The organism is Actinomadura sp. KC345, from assembly GCF_004348515.1.
Classification (GTDB): Bacteria; Actinomycetota; Actinomycetes; order Streptosporangiales; family Streptosporangiaceae; genus Spirillospora.
In genome coordinates this window covers 20410-34881 of the sequence record NZ_SMKH01000021.1, presented here as the reverse complement: position 1 = coordinate 34881, position 14472 = coordinate 20410, and the positions used below count along the sequence as shown (strand labels likewise).

The 14472-nt window shown below is 71.7% G+C and carries 16 protein-coding genes; 12 read left to right on the top strand and 4 right to left on the bottom strand.

Annotated elements, in window-relative coordinates; genetic code table 11:
- Positions 1–94 precede the first annotated feature (94 nt).
- Genes E1281_RS05935 through E1281_RS05915 form a run of 5 tightly spaced genes read left to right on the top strand, consistent with a single transcriptional unit; the run spans position 95 to position 3973 of the window.
- Positions 95–454 (top strand): hypothetical protein, encoded by a 360-nt coding sequence (locus E1281_RS05935; RefSeq protein WP_131876120.1) that lies wholly within the window; start codon positions 95–97, stop codon positions 452–454.
- 30 nt (positions 455–484) lie between these two features.
- Positions 485–1057, top strand: a complete 573-nt coding sequence (locus tag E1281_RS05930) for a MauE/DoxX family redox-associated membrane protein (RefSeq protein ID WP_131876119.1) — start codon at positions 485–487, stop codon at positions 1055–1057.
- Positions 1057–1620, top strand: coding sequence for a hypothetical protein (locus E1281_RS05925; RefSeq protein WP_131876118.1), 564 nt, complete (start codon positions 1057–1059; stop codon positions 1618–1620). The genes E1281_RS05930 and E1281_RS05925 overlap by 1 nt, the downstream gene beginning before the upstream one ends.
- Before the next feature lie 8 nt (positions 1621–1628).
- Positions 1629–3485, top strand: coding sequence for an ABC transporter ATP-binding protein (locus tag E1281_RS05920; RefSeq protein WP_131876117.1), 1857 nt, complete (start codon positions 1629–1631; stop codon positions 3483–3485).
- Entirely contained in the window at positions 3482–3973 is a 492-nt protein-coding gene (locus E1281_RS05915; RefSeq protein ID WP_131876116.1) for a S26 family signal peptidase, read from the top strand. Before E1281_RS05920 ends, E1281_RS05915 begins: the two co-directional genes overlap by 4 nt.
- A gap of 8 nt (positions 3974–3981) precedes the next feature.
- Here the strand turns inward: E1281_RS05915 and E1281_RS05910 are convergent, their stop codons facing one another.
- Positions 3982–4389 (bottom strand): hypothetical protein, encoded by a 408-nt coding sequence (locus E1281_RS05910; RefSeq protein ID WP_131876115.1) that lies wholly within the window; start codon positions 4387–4389, stop codon positions 3982–3984.
- A 189-nt stretch (positions 4390–4578) separates the two neighbouring features.
- Here E1281_RS05910 and E1281_RS05905 point away from each other — a divergent pair, with 189 nt between their 5' ends.
- The 3 genes from E1281_RS05905 to E1281_RS05895 all read left to right on the top strand — a co-directional run bounded on the left by E1281_RS05905 (position 4579) and on the right by E1281_RS05895 (position 7988).
- On the top strand, positions 4579–5157 hold the full coding sequence (locus E1281_RS05905) for a TIGR03086 family metal-binding protein (RefSeq protein WP_207943122.1): 579 nt from the start codon (positions 4579–4581) through the stop codon (positions 5155–5157).
- 62 nt (positions 5158–5219) lie between these two features.
- Positions 5220–5693 (top strand): ribosomal protein L7/L12, encoded by a 474-nt coding sequence (locus E1281_RS05900; protein ID WP_207943121.1) that lies wholly within the window; start codon positions 5220–5222, stop codon positions 5691–5693.
- Between the two features lie 141 nt (positions 5694–5834).
- A complete protein-coding gene (locus tag E1281_RS05895; RefSeq protein WP_131876113.1) occupies positions 5835–7988 on the top strand; it encodes an acyl-CoA dehydrogenase in 2154 nt (717 codons plus the stop codon).
- 74 nt (positions 7989–8062) lie between these two features.
- Here the strand turns inward: E1281_RS05895 and E1281_RS05890 are convergent, their stop codons facing one another.
- From E1281_RS05890 to E1281_RS05880, 3 genes are read right to left on the bottom strand one after another with little or no spacing between them, the layout of a single operon-like run.
- Positions 8063–9070, bottom strand: a complete 1008-nt coding sequence (locus E1281_RS05890; protein WP_131876112.1) for an aldo/keto reductase — start codon at positions 9068–9070, stop codon at positions 8063–8065.
- A gap of 57 nt (positions 9071–9127) precedes the next feature.
- Positions 9128–9922: a hydrogenase nickel incorporation protein HypB gene (hypB, locus tag E1281_RS05885; protein ID WP_131876111.1), complete on the bottom strand. Its 795-nt coding sequence runs from the start codon at positions 9920–9922 to the stop codon at positions 9128–9130.
- Positions 9915–10238: a hydrogenase maturation nickel metallochaperone HypA gene (locus tag E1281_RS05880; protein ID WP_243716635.1), complete on the bottom strand. Its 324-nt coding sequence runs from the start codon at positions 10236–10238 to the stop codon at positions 9915–9917. Before E1281_RS05880 ends, hypB begins: the two co-directional genes overlap by 8 nt.
- Positions 10239–10442: 204 nt before the next feature.
- Between E1281_RS05880 and E1281_RS05875 the strand changes: the two genes are divergently transcribed.
- The 4 genes from E1281_RS05875 to E1281_RS05860 are packed head-to-tail and all read left to right on the top strand — an operon-like array spanning position 10443 to position 14465.
- Positions 10443–11492 (top strand): hydrogenase expression protein HypE, encoded by a 1050-nt coding sequence (locus E1281_RS05875; RefSeq protein WP_131876110.1) that lies wholly within the window; start codon positions 10443–10445, stop codon positions 11490–11492.
- A gap of 29 nt (positions 11493–11521) precedes the next feature.
- Positions 11522–13336, top strand: coding sequence for a nickel-dependent hydrogenase large subunit (locus E1281_RS05870; protein ID WP_131876109.1), 1815 nt, complete (start codon positions 11522–11524; stop codon positions 13334–13336).
- A complete protein-coding gene (locus tag E1281_RS05865) occupies positions 13336–13839 on the top strand; it encodes a nitrogen fixation protein NifU (RefSeq protein ID WP_131876108.1) in 504 nt (167 codons plus the stop codon). The genes E1281_RS05870 and E1281_RS05865 overlap by 1 nt, the downstream gene beginning before the upstream one ends.
- The gene (locus E1281_RS05860; protein WP_207943120.1) at positions 13836–14465 is read left to right on the top strand and encodes a DUF5947 family protein; all 630 of its coding nucleotides are present in this window, start codon (positions 13836–13838) and stop codon (positions 14463–14465) included. Before E1281_RS05865 ends, E1281_RS05860 begins: the two co-directional genes overlap by 4 nt.
- The last annotated feature ends 7 nt before the right edge of the window (positions 14466–14472 follow it).

The following is a 14472-nucleotide window of genomic DNA, read 5'->3' as shown; positions in this document are numbered from 1 at the left end:
GCATTCGTTTCGGCTTCAGATCTGCTTCACCGATGCGGTCCCGTGGTGGCGTGCGCGCCCGCCGCCATGCACCGGTCCTCACCGCCGGTGAAGCGTGCGTGAAGCCGATCTGAAGCCGCCTGCTGTTCTGATCGGGCCGGTTGACGAAATGCGTGAACGGCGCAGAGCCGGTGGCCGGCATCGCGGCACCGCGGTGGAGGCCGACGTCCCGCCTCGGACCGAACGCCGAGGCGGATCGAAGGAGGCTGGAAAGGCAATGCTCTCGAAGATCGAAAAGCTCGGCGACCGCCTGCTCGGTCTGGTCGTCCCCCACGCGCAGGCGTCCGCTCAATCATGCGTGTGCATCTACGTCAATGACTGCGACGTCAGCCGTCTGCGGTGGCAGTGCTGCACGACGCCGGTCGGTGGCAGCAACTACTGCTGGTACGAATGCAATTACCGGAACCCCTGCTGAATCGCTCGACCGGGCGGGGAAGGCCCTGCGATGGGTTATGTCGTGCTGGGATGCCGGTGCGTGGTCGGGTTCGTGTTCCTGGCCTCGGTCGTGGGGAAGCTGCGCGGCCGGGACCCCTACTCCGGGTTCGTGGTGGCCACTGGCCGGCTGGGTCCCCGGTGGTTGGTCTCCCGGGTCCCGGCAGGTGTGCTGGCCCCTGGCGTGATCGCCGCCGAGGCGGCGGTGCTGGTGCTGCTCTTACGGCCTCGTTCCGTGTGGGTGGGGTTCCTGCTCGCCGGCCTGTTGGCGTGTGCCTTCGCCGTGGCGGTGCTGGCCGCACTGCGACGCCGGGACCGCGCCCCCTGCCATTGCTTCGGGGGCTCGGCCCGACCTGTCGGTGTTGCGCATCTCGTCCGGAACGGAGTGCTGGCCGCCGCCGCCGGTCTCGGGCTGGCCGGAGGCGCGGACGCGGCCGGGCGACTGAAGCCCGCGGGCGTCGCCGCCACCGTGGTCGCCGCTGTCGTGGTCGTCGCCGTCGTGATGACCGCCGATGAGATCGCCGGATTGTTCAAGCCCGTCGCCTCCACCGATGTCCACCCTGCCACGAAGGGATCCATGCGTTGATGCCCGCCGTTGCCGCGCTGGCCTTCCTCGCTCTCGCGGTCTGCCTGCTGAATCTCGTTCTCATGCTCGGTGTGATCCGACGGCTCCGCGAGCACGGCGAGCTGATCTCGAACGTGTCGTCCGGGGGACGGCGGCCCTACGCGATCCTCGCCGAGGGGGAGACCGCCGGGCCGTTCGAGACCGTCGCCACCACCGGTGAGCCGGTGTCCCGGGGCGGGCTGTCCGGGCGGACCTTGGTGGGCGCCTTCACACCGCACTGTTCCGCCTGCGACGAGAGGCTGCCCGCATTCGTCGATTCCGCGAAGACGTTCCCCGGCGGACGCGACCAGGTGATCGCCGTCGTCGTCGGGACGGACGGCGAGGCGGCGACCTACCGCGAGCGGCTGGAGCCGGTCGCCCGCGTCGTCATCGAGCCGCCGATGACCGGTGAGATCGGCACGGCACTGGCGTTGACCTCCTTCCCCGCCTTCGGCGTCCTCAGCGGGTCTGGAACGGTGGTCAGTAGCGGCTTGGAGCTGAACCGCTCGGCCTCCAGCGCCTCGCCCGCATCGACCGGGGTGTGACCGCGCCCATGCGCGACAGCCAGGGCGGGGCCAGGGCCGGTGTCGCCGGGGTCGGGCACGCCCTGGCTCTGGCATGGCACGCCGGCCGGTACCAGTTGCTCGGCTGCGGGACGCTGGAGCTGGTGGCCGCGGTGGTGCCGGTCGGTGTGGCGTGGCTGACCAAGCTCGCGCTGGACGCGATAGCGGGGCGGTCCAACGGCGGGCCGGCTCTGGCCTGGATGGGCGGCGGGCTCCTGGCCGCCGGGCTGGCGGCCGCCGTGGTGCCGCACGTGTCCCGTTACCTTCGCCAGGAGCTCGAACGACGGATCGCCCTGACCGCCCAGGACCGGCTCTTCGCGGTGGCCGAGCGGCTTCCCGGCCTGGCCAGGTTCGAGAATCCGGTATTCCTGGACCGGCTGGCGCTGGCCCACGGAGCCGGTGGCAGTACACCCGCCATCGTGGTCTTCGGCGTGCTGGCCGCCTGCCGGGGCGCGATCACCATCGTCGGGTTTCTCGGCTCGCTGCTGCTGATCAGCCGGTGGCTGGCGCTGGCGGTGACGCTTGCGGCGGTCCCCGCGCTGCTCGCCGAGCTGCGCCTGTCCCGGCTCCGTGCGGCGATGATGTGGCGGATCAGCCCGGTGGAGCGGCGGGAGGTCTTCTTCCAGCGAATGCTGAGCAGCGTGCAGGCGGCCAAGGAACTGCGCCTGTTCGGGACCACCCGCTACTTCCGTGAACTGATGACCGCGCAGCGACGGGAGGCCGACGCGCAACGGCGCCGGATGGACCGGCGCGACATGGTCACCCAATCCGGCCTGGGAGTCCTCGCCGCCGGGATCGCGGGGGCCGGCCTGGTGTGGGCGCTCTTCACCGCCCGATCCGGCACGCTCACCGTTGGCGACATACCGCTGCTCATCGCCTCCGTGGCAGGGGTACAGGCCGCCGCGGCCTCCGTGGTGGGCGAGGTGACGCAGACCCACCACAATCTTCTGCTCTTCGGCCATTACCTCACCATCACCCAGAGCGAGCCGGACCTGCCGGTGCGTGCCGAGCCGCACGCGACTCCGCCGCTGCGCCTCGGTATCGAGTTCCGCGGGGTGTGGTTCCGCTACTCCCCGGACCATCCGTGGGCGCTGCGCGACGTGGATCTCACGATCCCGTCCGGCCGGGCGGTGGGCCTGGTGGGCCGCAACGGCGCCGGGAAGAGCACGCTGATCAAGCTGCTGTGCCGGTTCTACGACCCCGAGCGCGGCGCGATCCTGTGGGACGGGGTGGACCTGCGCGACATGGATCCGGCCGAACTGCGGTCGCGGATCGCCGCGGTGTTCCAGGACTACATGGAGTACGACCTGACGGCGGCCGACAACATCGGGCTCGGCGACCTCCGCGACAGGGACCTCGGCCGTGTGCAGGCCGCGGCACGCAGGGCCGGCGTCCACGACGACCTGGCCGCGCTGCCCCGCGGCTACGACACGCTGCTCTCACGCCTGTTCGCGGCGAAACCCGGAGACGACGCCACCGGCTCCGAGGCCGGTGTCCCCCTGTCCGGTGGGCAATGGCAGCGGACGGCGCTGGCCCGCGCGTTCCTGCGCGACCAACGGGATTTGTTGATCCTCGATGAACCCAGTTCCGGTTTGGACGCCGAGGCCGAGTACGAGATCCACACGCGCCTGCGCGAGTACCGCGCGAGCCGGACCAGCGTGCTGATCTCCCACCGGCTGGCGGCGGTCCGCGACGCCGACCTGCTCGTCGTCCTCGACCAGGGGCGGATCGTGGAACAGGGCACCCATGCCGAGTTGATCGCGACGGGCGGCACGTACGCCCGGTTGTTCACGCTGCAGGCCCACGGCTACCGGCCGGCCTCGGCCGTGGACGCGCCGGCGCCATGACCCCGGCCGTCGCCGCCGCGGCGGCCGTCGCCGGAGCCGCCGCGCTCATCGTCTGGCTCCGCCGCCGCTTCGCCGTGATCGACGTGGACGGCCCGTCCATGCAGCCCACCCTCTACGAAGGCGACCGCGTCCTCGTGCGGCGCCGGCCCGTGCGGCGCGTCCGGACCGGTGACATCGTCGTCGTCGAGAGCAAGGTACGCCCTGGAACGCGCCGTGGCCCGGGCGTCGCCGCGAGCGCGGGCCGGAGCCTCTCCGGCCGCACCTGGGTGATCAAGCGGGCGGCGGCCGTGCCCGGCGATCCGGTGCCCGCATCGGTGGCCGCCTCGCTGCCGTCCGGCGCCGAGTCGCCCGTGCCGGACGGCCACCTGCTCGTCCTGGGCGACAACGCCACCCGCAGCCTCGACTCCCGCCACTACGGCTACCTCAGGAGCGACGGCGTCCTCGGCGTCGTCGTACGTCACCTGCACGGAAACGCGGACACCGGCTGAGCGGGGGGTCACCTGTCGCGGAGGAAGCCGTGGCGGGTCAGGAGGTCGGCCAGGCGGTGGCCTGCGGCGGTCAGGAGCATGCCGGAGCCGTGGCAGGTCTCGCAGGGTTCCTCCTCGGGGCACTGCGGACGGGCCTTCATGTGGTCGTCGATGGCCCGGTCCACGGCGGTGACGATGGAGGGCTCGGCCGGGTCGGCGAAGCCCGGTCCGGCGAAGCCGTTGACGAGGTCCGCGGCCGGGTTCAGGTCCGTCGCACGGCGCGCGGCCTGCGCGACCCTGACGAGTTCGTCGGCTTGCCGGTACCACGCGCGCCACTGCGCGCGGACGGTCCGGCCCCTGCCGCCGCAGGTACCGCATCCGGTTTCGAGGGCCGTCAGGAACCGCGCCCATGGGTCGGCCTCGCCTGGCGTGGTCATCCGGCACGCGCCTTCAACATCTCTCCGTCCACCGCGACTCTCGAGTTCCGGGTGGGCTCCCTCGGCCGGTCATACGGGAACGGGCCGCACGGGGTTCGACCTGAGGTGCGGAAACGTGGCGGGGCGATGACTTTCCGGGACGGCGGCGGTCCACAGGTGAGAGGCAGGTCACCATTGATTGGATCGGCGATGTACGAGCGTATGAGCGCGTGGCTGCCGGCGTCGCGGGACGGCGGGCTGCTGGAGCGGGCGATCGGCTTCGCGCTGACGTCGGTCCAAGGGGTGACGTCGGAGATGCTGCCGCGCCGGACACCGTGCCGCTCGTGGAACCTCGAAGAGCTGCTGCTGCACCTGCGGGACTCGCTGGCGGCGCTGGGGGAGGGGGCGCGCCTGGGACGGGTCGCGCTGGAGCCCGAGCCGCTCGTCCTGGCGGACGATCCCGTGTCGGCCGTGCGGGTGAGCGCCGTCCGGCTGCTGCGGGCGTCCGGCGCGCTGGGGGAGGTGTCGGTCGGCGATCGCCGCCTGGGCGGGGGGCTCATGGCCGCCGCGGGGGCGGTCGAGGTGGCCGTCCACGGCTGGGACGTCGCGCAGGCGTCGGGTGAGCGGCGGCCGATCCCTCCGGGGCTGGCGGACGAACTGCTGAAGCTCTGCCCGCTGGTGGTGCCCGAGGAGCGCGGTCCCCTGTTCGCCGAGCCCGTCGACCCCGGGCCGGACGCCGGCGCGGGGGAGCGGCTGGTCGCCTTCCTCGGACGCCGGCCGCTGGGCTGAGAGATGCGGCCGGCCGCGGATGCAGGAAAAATCGGACGCCCGTCGCACCGAGGAGAGATCACGTGACGTCGTTTGTCCCGTATGTGCCTTCGGAGACCCGTGACCGGGTCATCGTGCTGGTCGAGAGAGGCCGGCACATCCCCGCCATCAAGCTGGTCCGGGAGGCCACGGGTGCGGGGCTCAAAGAGGCCAAGGAGTATGTGGACGTCCTGAAGGGCGTGGTGTTCGCCAGGGCCGTGCCGCCCGACGTCCAGGCGAAGGTGCACGCGCTCCTCGCCGAGAGGAGGCCGAAAGAGGCGGCCAGGCTCGTGCGCAAGGGGACCGGCCTGGATTCGAAGGCCGCGAAGGATTACGTCAAGGCCCTCCGGGAGGGACGCCTGCCCACGGTGTCGCAGGGCGGGCCGTCCGGCGTGCCTTCAGACCGGGTGCGGGAGTTCAAGCATGCCGGTGACCTGGAGTCGGCGGTCGCGCTGGCCTGCGCCGAGACGGGTATGGGGCGGGATGAGGCGCTGCGCTTCGTCCACGCGCTGGGGTAGCGGGTGGTGACCGGTCCCGGAAAATAGACCGCCCGCCCCGATGTACGGCCGAATGGCGTTCGGTCCAGAATGGCAGCGCGACAGTCGACCGCTAGCCGACGTGCCGGGCGGGTGCCGAGGCGGACGGACCTTGGAGGGGCCATGGCGATTGCCATCAGCGAAGAGCACCGCGAGCTTGCGCGGACGGCGCGCGCGTTCCTGCGCGACCACGACGCGCGTGCCGCGAACCGGGCACTGCTGGAGGCGGACAAGGAGACGCTGCCGGGCTACTGGACGGAGTTCGCCGGCCTCGGCCTGCTCGGCCTGCACCTCCCCGAGGAGCACGGCGGCGGCGGGGCCGGGCTGCAGGAACTCGTCGTGGTCGCCGAGGAGCTCGGACGCGCCGTCGCGCCGGGCCCGCTCCTGCCGACGATGATCGCGTCCGCCGCGATCGCCGCGTCGGGCGACGGCGGGCAGCGGGCGCGATTCCTGCCCGGCCTGGCCTCGGGAGAGACCCCCGCGGCGCTCGGCCTGGACGGCTCCGTGACCGTGCGGGACGGCGCCGCCTCCGGAGACGCCGGGGTCGTGCTCGGCGGCGGGCTCGCGGAGCTGCTCGTCCTCGCCGCCGGCGACGACATGGTCGTCGTGCGGGCGGGCGCGGCGGGCGTCACCGTCGAGGTGCCGGGCAACCTGGACCCGTCCCGCCGGTCGGCGCGCGTCCGCCTCGACGGCGTGACCGCCGAGGCGGTCCTCGAAGGGGCCAGAGCGCACGCCACCGCGCTCGCCCGCACGGTGGCCTCCGCCGAGGCGGTCGGCGGGGCGCTCGAATGCGTGGAGACCTCGACCGAGTACGCCAAGGTCCGGCAGCAGTTCGGACGCCCGATCGCGACGTTCCAGGCCGTCAAGCACCACTGCGCGAACATGCTCGTCGCCGCGGAGCTGGGCACGGCCGCGGTGTGGGACGCGGCACGGGCGGCGTCCGGTCCGTCCGAGCAGTTCGAGCTGGCCGCGGCCGTCGCGGGCGCGCTCGCGATCCCCGCGTTCACCGGCAACGCGGGCCTCAACATCCAGGTGCACGGCGGCATCGGCTTCACCTGGGAGCACGACGGGCACCTGCTGCTGCGCCGGGCCGCCACGCTGGAGGCCGTGTTCGACCCGCGCGCCGCCGAACGGGACGTGACGCGGCTGCGAGCCGAAGGCGTCGTCCGGGAGGCGAACCTCGACCTGCCGCCCGAGGCCGAGGAGCAGCGTCCCCGGATCCGGGAGCTGGCCCGCGAGATCGCCGCGCTGCCCCGGGAAGAGCAGCGGCACAAGCTCATCGAGACCGGGTACGTCCAGCCGCACTGGCCGCGCCCGTGGGGCGTGGAGGCGAGCGCCGGGCTTCAGCTCGTCATCGAGGACGAGTTCCGCACCGCCGGTGTGAAGCGCCCCCAGTACGGCATCACCGGCTGGGTGATCCTGACCCTGATCCAGCACGGCACGCAGGACCAGATCGACCGCTGGGTGCGCCCCGCGCTGAACGGCGACGAGATCTGGTGCCAGCTGTTCAGCGAGCCGGAGGCCGGGTCGGACGCCGCCGCCGTCAAGACCCGCGCGGTGAAGGCGGACGGCGGCTGGGTGATCAACGGCCAGAAGGTCTGGACGAGCGGCGCGCACTACTGCCGCTGGGGCTTCGCCACCGTCCGCACCGACCCGGACGCCGCCAAGCACGCCGGCGTCACGATGGTCGTCATCGACATGGAGCACCCGGGCGTCGAGGTCAGGCCGCTGCGCCAGACCACCGGCCACGCCGAGTTCAACGAGGTGTTCTTCTCCGACGTGTTCGTCCCCGACGCCGACGTCGTCGGGACTCCGAACCAGGGCTGGACGGTGGCCCGCGCGACGCTCGGCAACGAGCGCGTCAGCATCGGCGGCGGTGTCGGCGGCCCGCCCGGACCCGACGCCGTGAAGCTCTACACCGAGCGCGGCGACCGCGTCCCCGCCGCCGCCGAGCGCGTCGGCGCCTACCTGGCGGAGGAGCACGCCCTCCGCCTGCTCAACCTCCGGTCCGCGGAACGCGCCGTGGCGGGCGGTGAGCCCGGCCCCGAGGGCAACATCACCAAGCTGGTCCTCGCCGAGCACGGCCACGCCACGGCCGACCTGCTCGCCGCGTTCGCCGGCCCGGAGACCGCGTTCACCGACGGCCTCGGCGAGTTCGCCGGCCTGATGCGCCTCGGCTCCCGCGGCATGTCGATCGCCGGCGGAACGTCCGAGATCACCCGCAACCAGATCGGCGAGCGCATCCTCGGCCTCCCCCGCGACCCCCTGATCCGCTAGCGCCCCGTTGACTTGCGGCGTGTTGTTGTTTTCGACGCGCTGATAACAACGACACGCCGCAAGTCAACGTCGGGTCAGCGGCGGCGGTTTCTCGGCTTCAGGGACGGGTTGCCCGTCATGTGGTCGATGCCGCCCATGTCGGTGCCCGGCGGGACGACCTCGTCGATCGCGTCGAGGACGTCGCCGCTCAGCCGGACGTCGGCGCCCGCGAGCAGGTCGTCGAGCTGCTCCATCGTCTTCGGGCCGATGATGGTCGAGGTGACGGCCGGGTGCTCGGTGACGAACCCGAGCCCCAGGTGGGTCAGCGAGAGGCCCGCCTCGTCGGCGATCCGCTCCAGGCGTTCGACGGCGTCGAAGCGGGCGGGCGTGCTCGGGTCGGTGGCGAGCCGGTCGCCGCGTGCGAACCGCGACTCGGCGGGGGCCTGCTCGCCGCGCCGGTACTTGCCGGTCAGCCACCCTCCGGCCAGCGGGCTCCACGGGATGACGCCCATGCCGTGCCGCAGCGCGGCGGGCAGCATGTCGTTCTCGACCGACCGCGCGAAGATCGAGTACTGCGGCTGCTCGCACACGAACCGCGCGGTGTTCCTGCGCTGCGCCGCCCACTGCGCCTCGACGATCCAGTCGGCCGGGAACGACGACGACCCCAGGTAGAGCACCTTGCCCTGGCGGACGAGGTCGTCCAGTGCCCCGAGCGTCTCCTCGATGTCGGTGCTCCAGTCGTACCGGTGCATCTGGTAAAGGTCGATGCGGTCGGTCCCCAGCCTGCGGAGGCTGTCCTCCACCGCCCGGACGATCCAGCGCCGCGACCCGCCCCGCATGTTGCGGTCCTCGCCCATGGGGTTGAAGAACTTGGTGGCGAGGACGATGTCGTCCCGCCGCTCCCCGATGGCGCGGCCCACGACCTCTTCGCTCTCGCCGCGCGAGTACATGTCCGCGGTGTCGATGAAGTTGATCCCCGAGTCCAGTGCCCGGTGGATCATGCGCTCGAACTCGTCGGTGTCACCCGACTTGTGGAACATCATGGCGCCGAGGCACTGCGCACTGACCCGGACACCCGTCCGGCCGAGCCTGCGGTACTCCATACAGATGTGCTCCCTCTCTCGTCCTCCTGAACGTTAGAAGCTGGAGCACACTCCAGGTCAAGCAGGTCGCTCGGTGTCGGTCAGCCAGTCGTACCAGGTGTCGAGGCCGTCGCCTCGCGTGGCGGAGACCGGGAGGACGCTCAGGCCGGGGCAGACGCGGCGGGCGGCGTCGCGGCAGGCGTCCACGTCGAAGTCCACGTGCGGCAGCAGGTCGATCTTGTTGAGCAGCAGGACGTCCGCGCCGCGGAACATGTGGGGGTACTTCAGCGGCTTGTCGGCGCCCTCGGTGACCGACATCAGCACGACGCGGGCGCGCTCGCCGAGGTCGAACAGCGCGGGGCAGACGAGGTTGCCGACGTTCTCGATGAACACCGTCGAGCCGTCCGGCGGGTCCAGCGCGGTCAGCGCGCCGGCCACCATCGCGGCGTCGAGGTGGCAGCCGGCGCCGGTGTTGACCTGCACGGTGCGGGCCCCGGCGGCGGCGAGGCGGCGCGCGTCCAACAGCGTCTCCTGGTCGCCCTCGATCACTGAGAAAGGGTGGTTGTGGGGGGTCGTCCCCCCACTGGCGGCAAGGTGGGACGGGCTCAGTTCGGCGATGGTCCGTTCCAGCAGCGTCGTCTTGCCGGAGCCGGGCGAGCTCATCATGTTGAGCGCGAGGACGCCGCGCGCGGCGAGCCATGCCCGGTTCCGCCCGGCCAGGTCGTCGTTGCGCGCCAGGACCTTCTGCCCCAGCGGGACGACGCGCCCGTGCCCATGCCCATGCCCATGCCTATGCCCGTGGCCGTGGTCCGGTGCCGGGAGGGTCGTCAGGCGCGGGGCGGCGCCCGCGTCGCATCCGCAGGTCTCACACATCGTCGGCGACCTCCACCGCTGTGATCGTCAGGTCCGCGCCGCCGCTGATCATCACGTCGGCGCTGCCGCACGGGCACAGGGAGAGGGGATCGCGCGCCGGGAAGGACGCCCCGCAGCTCGCGCAGTCCCCCGTCCCCTCGGACCGGGTGATGTCGAGACGGGCGCCCTCCACGCAGGTCCCCTCGCCCGCGAGTTCGAAGCAGAATCGCACGGCGTCCGGCATGACACCGGAAAGTCTCCCTATTTCCAGGTGGACGACGGCCACCCGAGAATCGGGCAATTGCTGTGAAATCGCCGCTATGACGCTCTCCGTCACCGCCAATTCGTGCACGATCGCCTCCCGCCGGTCCCGGCTGCGCACGCGCGATTCTGCTGCCCGGATCTTCCCAGGTCAAACGCTGCTTTTACCGAACCGTGACAATGGTTTGGGTGCCTTTTCGGCCGTGTCTCGGGCGGTGTTTCGGCGCGTGCCCGCAGGGCAGTCCGGATTCGTAATGATCTCTACCGGGCGGGGGGAGCGATGGGGAGCGTCGCGCCGGCGGAACCGCGGACGGACGAGATCCACATTCTGTGGACGTCCGAGGGAATGAGCTGCGACGGCGACACGGTCTCGGTGACCGCCGCCTCGCTGCCGAGCATCGAGGACGTGGTCCTCGGGGCGATCCCGGGCCTGCCCAAGGTCCACCTGCACAACAAGGTGCTCGCCTACGAGAACGGCGACGAGTTCATGGAGGTGTTCCACCAGGCCGCCCGTGGCGAGGTGGAGCCGTTCATCCTGGTCGTCGAGGGCTCGATCCCGAACGAGAACATCAACGGGGACGGCTACTGGACCGCGATGGGCAACGACCCCGAGACCGGTGAGCCGATCACGCTGAACACCTGGCTCGACCGGCTCGCGCCGAAGGCGTGGGCGGTGGTGGCGATCGGGACGTGCGCGACCTACGGCGGCATCCACGCGATGGCCGGCAACCCGACCGGCTGCATGGGCCTCGCCGACTACCTCGGCTGGGACTTCCGCTCCGCCGGCGGTCTGCCGATCGTGAACGTCCCGGGCTGCCCCGTCCAGCCGGACAACTTCATGGAGACCCTGCTGTGGGTGCTGCACCAGGCGGCCGGGCAGGCGCCGGTGATCCCGCTGGACGAGCAGCTCCGCCCGACCTGGCTGTTCGGCAAGACCGTCCACGAGGGCTGCGACCGGGCCGCCTACTACGAGCAGGCCGACTTCGCCCGCGACTACAACTCGCCGAAGTGCCAGGTGAAGATCGGCTGCTGGGGTCCGGTGGTGAACTGCAACGTCACCAAGCGCGGCTGGATGGACGGCGTCGGCGGGTGCCCCAACGTGGGCGGCGTCTGCATCGGCTGCACCATGCCCGGCTTCCCGGACAGGTTCATGCCGTTCATGGACGAGCCGCCCGGCTCCAGCCTGTCCTCGGCGCTGCTGCGGACGTACGGGCCGTTCATCCGGTCGATGCGGTCGATCACCAACGGGAACGCGAACAAGGAACCCCGGTGGCGCCACAACCGCGAGCGCCTGACCAGCGGCTACCAGCCCCGCTGGCCGCGCACCTGAAGCGCCTCCGTCACCGAAAGGCCGCGTGAATGAAGCAGGGCACCAAGGCAAGAGGCGACACGCCCGCCACCCAGGGGGGCCTGGTCGAGGTCGCGTTCGACCCGATCACCCGGATCATCGGCAACCTCGGCATCTACACCAAGATCGACTTCGCGAACCGGGAGGTGGCCGAGTGCAAGAGCACCTCGTCCATCTTCCGCGGCTACAGCGTGTTCATGAAGGGCAAGGACCCGCGCGACGCGCACTTCATCACCAGCCGCATCTGCGGGATCTGCGGCGACAACCACGCCACCTGCTCCGTCTACGCGCAGAACATGGCCTACGGGGTCAAGCCGCCGCCGCTCGCCGACTGGATCATCAACCTCGGCGAGGCCGCCGAGTTCATGTTCGACCACACGATCTTCCAGGACAACCTGGTCTTCGTCGACTTCTGCGAGCGGATGGTCGCCGAGACGAACCCCGGCCTGCTGGCGACGGCCAGGAACACCGAGGCTCCGCGCGGCTCCGTCCACGGGTTCCGCACGATCGCCGACCTGATGGCGGCGTTCAACCCGTTCGAGGGCTCGGTCTACAAGGAGGCCCTCCAGCTCAGCCGCATCACCCGTGAGATGTGCTGCCTGATGGAGGGGCGGCACGTCCACCCGTCCACGCTGTATCCGGGCGGCGTCGGGACGGTCGCGACCCCGCAGGTGTTCACCGACTACCTCGTGCGGCTCACCCGCTGCCTCGACTTCATCAAGCGCGCCGTCGCGATGAACGACGACATCTTCGACTTCTTCCTCGACGCGATGCCCGGCTACGACCAGGTCGGACGGCGGCGGACGCTGCTCGGCTGCTGGGGCGCGTTCCAGAACCCCGACGTCGTCGACTACGACTACCGGCACATGTCCGAGTGGGGGCGCGCGGCGTTCGTCACGCCGGGCATCGTCGTGGACGGGCGGCTCGTCACGACCGACCTGGTCGACATCAACCTCGGCATGCGGATCATGCTGGGCAGCTCGTACTACGACGACTGGGTCAACGAGGAGACGTTCGTCAAGGAGGACCCGCTCGGCAACCCGATCGACAAGCGGCACCCGTGGAACCAGACGACGCTGCCGCAGCCGCAGAAGCGCGACCTCGACGGCGGGAAGTACAGCTGGGTCGTCAGCCCGCGCTGGCTCGACCCCTCGTCCGGCGACCACCTCGCGCTCGACACCGGCGGCGGGCCGCTCGCCCGGCTGTGGGCGACCGCGCTGGCCGGCGAGGTCGACACGCCGTACGTCCGGTCCACGGGGCACAGCGTCCGGATCGACCTGCCGAAGACGCCCGGCATGCCGGAGATGAACCTGGAGTGGACGCCGCCGCCGTTCGCCAACACGATCGAACGCGACCGTGCCCGCGCGTACTTCATCGCCTACTCGGCGGGGATGGCGCTGTACTTCGCCGAGAAGGCCCTCGACGAGGTCCGGGCGGGGCGGACCAAGGTGTTCGCCGACTTCGAGGTCCCGGACGAGGCCATCGGCGTCGGATTCCACGAGGCCGTCCGCGGCGTCCTGTCGCACCACATGGTCATCCGCGACGGCAAGATCGCGAACTACCAGCCGTACCCGCCGACGCCCTGGAACGCCAGCCCGCGCGACTCCAACGGGGTCCCCGGCCCGTACGAGGACGCCGTCCAGGGCATGCCGCTCTTCGAGGAGAACGGCCCGGACGACTTCAAGGGCATCGACATCATGCGGACCGTCCGCAGCTTCGACCCGTGCCTGCCGTGCGGCGTCCACATGTACGTCGGCGACGGCCGGACGATCGAGCAGCGCCACTCGCCGATGTTCGGCGAGCAGCGGTTCGACGGGCAGGTCTGATGAGCTGGGACGACGAGCGGGTGCGCGAGCACGTCCGGCACCTTGAGGACCTGCTCGGGCGGCTGGACCGGCTGGAACCCGCCGGGGCGCAGCTCGTCCAGGCCCTCGTGGACCTGTACGGGGAGGCCCTCGACCGGGTCGTCCGGCTCGCCGCCGACGCCGGGATCACGCCCGCGCTCACCGCGGACGAGCTGATCCGCCACCTGCTGCTCATGCACGGCCTGCATCCGGAAACCCCGGAAACCCGCGTGCGGCGGGCGCTCGACGGGCTGGCGGACTTCCTGGCGAAGCACCGCACGTCGGTGGAGTTCGCCGGGATCGAGGGCCCGGCCGTCCGGCTGAGGATCGCGACCGAGGGCCGCGCCGCCGCATCGCGCCCGGTGACGGAGGCGGTGGAGCGCGCGGTGCTCGCCGCCGCGCCGGAGCTGGAGCGCGCCGACATCGAGGCGCCCGCGCCAGAACCGGTGCTCATCACACTCGACCAACTGCGGAGCCGCGTATGACATCCGGTCTGTGCACCCCGCGCCTGGCCGCGCTCGCCGGGTCGCCGTCCCCGACCCCGCCGGCCCAAGGCGGGGCGGGCGAGCGGTGCGAGCTGTGCGCCGAGCCACTGCACGACGCCCATCGGCACCTGCTCGACCTGGAGAAGGACGACCTGCTGTGCGCGTGCGGTGCGTGCGCCCTCCTGTTCGACGACCGGGCGGCGGGCGGGCGGCACTACCGCCTCATCCCCGGCGAACGGCGCGAGCTGGCCGGCTTCCGCCTGGACGGGCCGCTGTGGGCGGGCCTCGGGATCCCGGTCGACCTGGCGTTCTTCGCCGTGAGCGAGCTGGGCGAGGTGTCGGCCCGCTACCCGAGCCCCGCCGGCGCGCTGCACGCGGCCGTCCACCCCGACAGCTGGCGGCGCCTGGCCGAGGCCAACCCCGTCCTGGCGGACCTGCGCGCGGACGTGGAGGCGCTCGTCGTCCACCGGGCGCGGCGCCCGGCCGAGCACTGGATCCTCCCGATCGACGACTGCTACCGGCTGACCGCCGTGCTGCGCGAGCACTGGTCCGGGTTCGGCGGCGGCGACGCGGTCTGGGACCACATCAGCGGCTTCTTCGCAGAGATGAAGGCTTCGAGGAGATGAGGGGAGA

Bases quoted from the DNA above. Each gene is read 5' to 3' on its own strand.
- E1281_RS05930 (WP_131876119.1), top strand. From the start codon at position 485: ATGGGTTATGTCGTGCTGGGATGCCGGTGCGTGGTCGGGTTCGTGTTC.
- E1281_RS05925 (WP_131876118.1), top strand. From the start codon at position 1,057: ATGCCCGCCGTTGCCGCGCTGGCCTTCCTCGCTCTCGCGGTCTGCCTG.
- E1281_RS05920 (WP_131876117.1), top strand. From the start codon at position 1,629: ATGCGCGACAGCCAGGGCGGGGCCAGGGCCGGTGTCGCCGGGGTCGGG.
- E1281_RS05915 (WP_131876116.1), top strand. From the start codon at position 3,482: ATGACCCCGGCCGTCGCCGCCGCGGCGGCCGTCGCCGGAGCCGCCGCG.
- E1281_RS05910 (WP_131876115.1), bottom strand. From the start codon at position 4,389: ATGACCACGCCAGGCGAGGCCGACCCATGGGCGCGGTTCCTGACGGCC.
- E1281_RS05905 (WP_207943122.1), top strand. From the start codon at position 4,579: ATGTACGAGCGTATGAGCGCGTGGCTGCCGGCGTCGCGGGACGGCGGG.
- E1281_RS05895 (WP_131876113.1), top strand. From the start codon at position 5,835: ATGGCGATTGCCATCAGCGAAGAGCACCGCGAGCTTGCGCGGACGGCG.
- E1281_RS05890 (WP_131876112.1), bottom strand. From the start codon at position 9,070: ATGGAGTACCGCAGGCTCGGCCGGACGGGTGTCCGGGTCAGTGCGCAG.
- hypB (WP_131876111.1), bottom strand. From the start codon at position 9,922: ATGTGTGAGACCTGCGGATGCGACGCGGGCGCCGCCCCGCGCCTGACG.
- E1281_RS05875 (WP_131876110.1), top strand. From the start codon at position 10,443: ATGGGGAGCGTCGCGCCGGCGGAACCGCGGACGGACGAGATCCACATT.
- E1281_RS05870 (WP_131876109.1), top strand. From the start codon at position 11,522: ATGAAGCAGGGCACCAAGGCAAGAGGCGACACGCCCGCCACCCAGGGG.
- E1281_RS05865 (WP_131876108.1), top strand. From the start codon at position 13,336: ATGAGCTGGGACGACGAGCGGGTGCGCGAGCACGTCCGGCACCTTGAG.
- E1281_RS05860 (WP_207943120.1), top strand. From the start codon at position 13,836: ATGACATCCGGTCTGTGCACCCCGCGCCTGGCCGCGCTCGCCGGGTCG.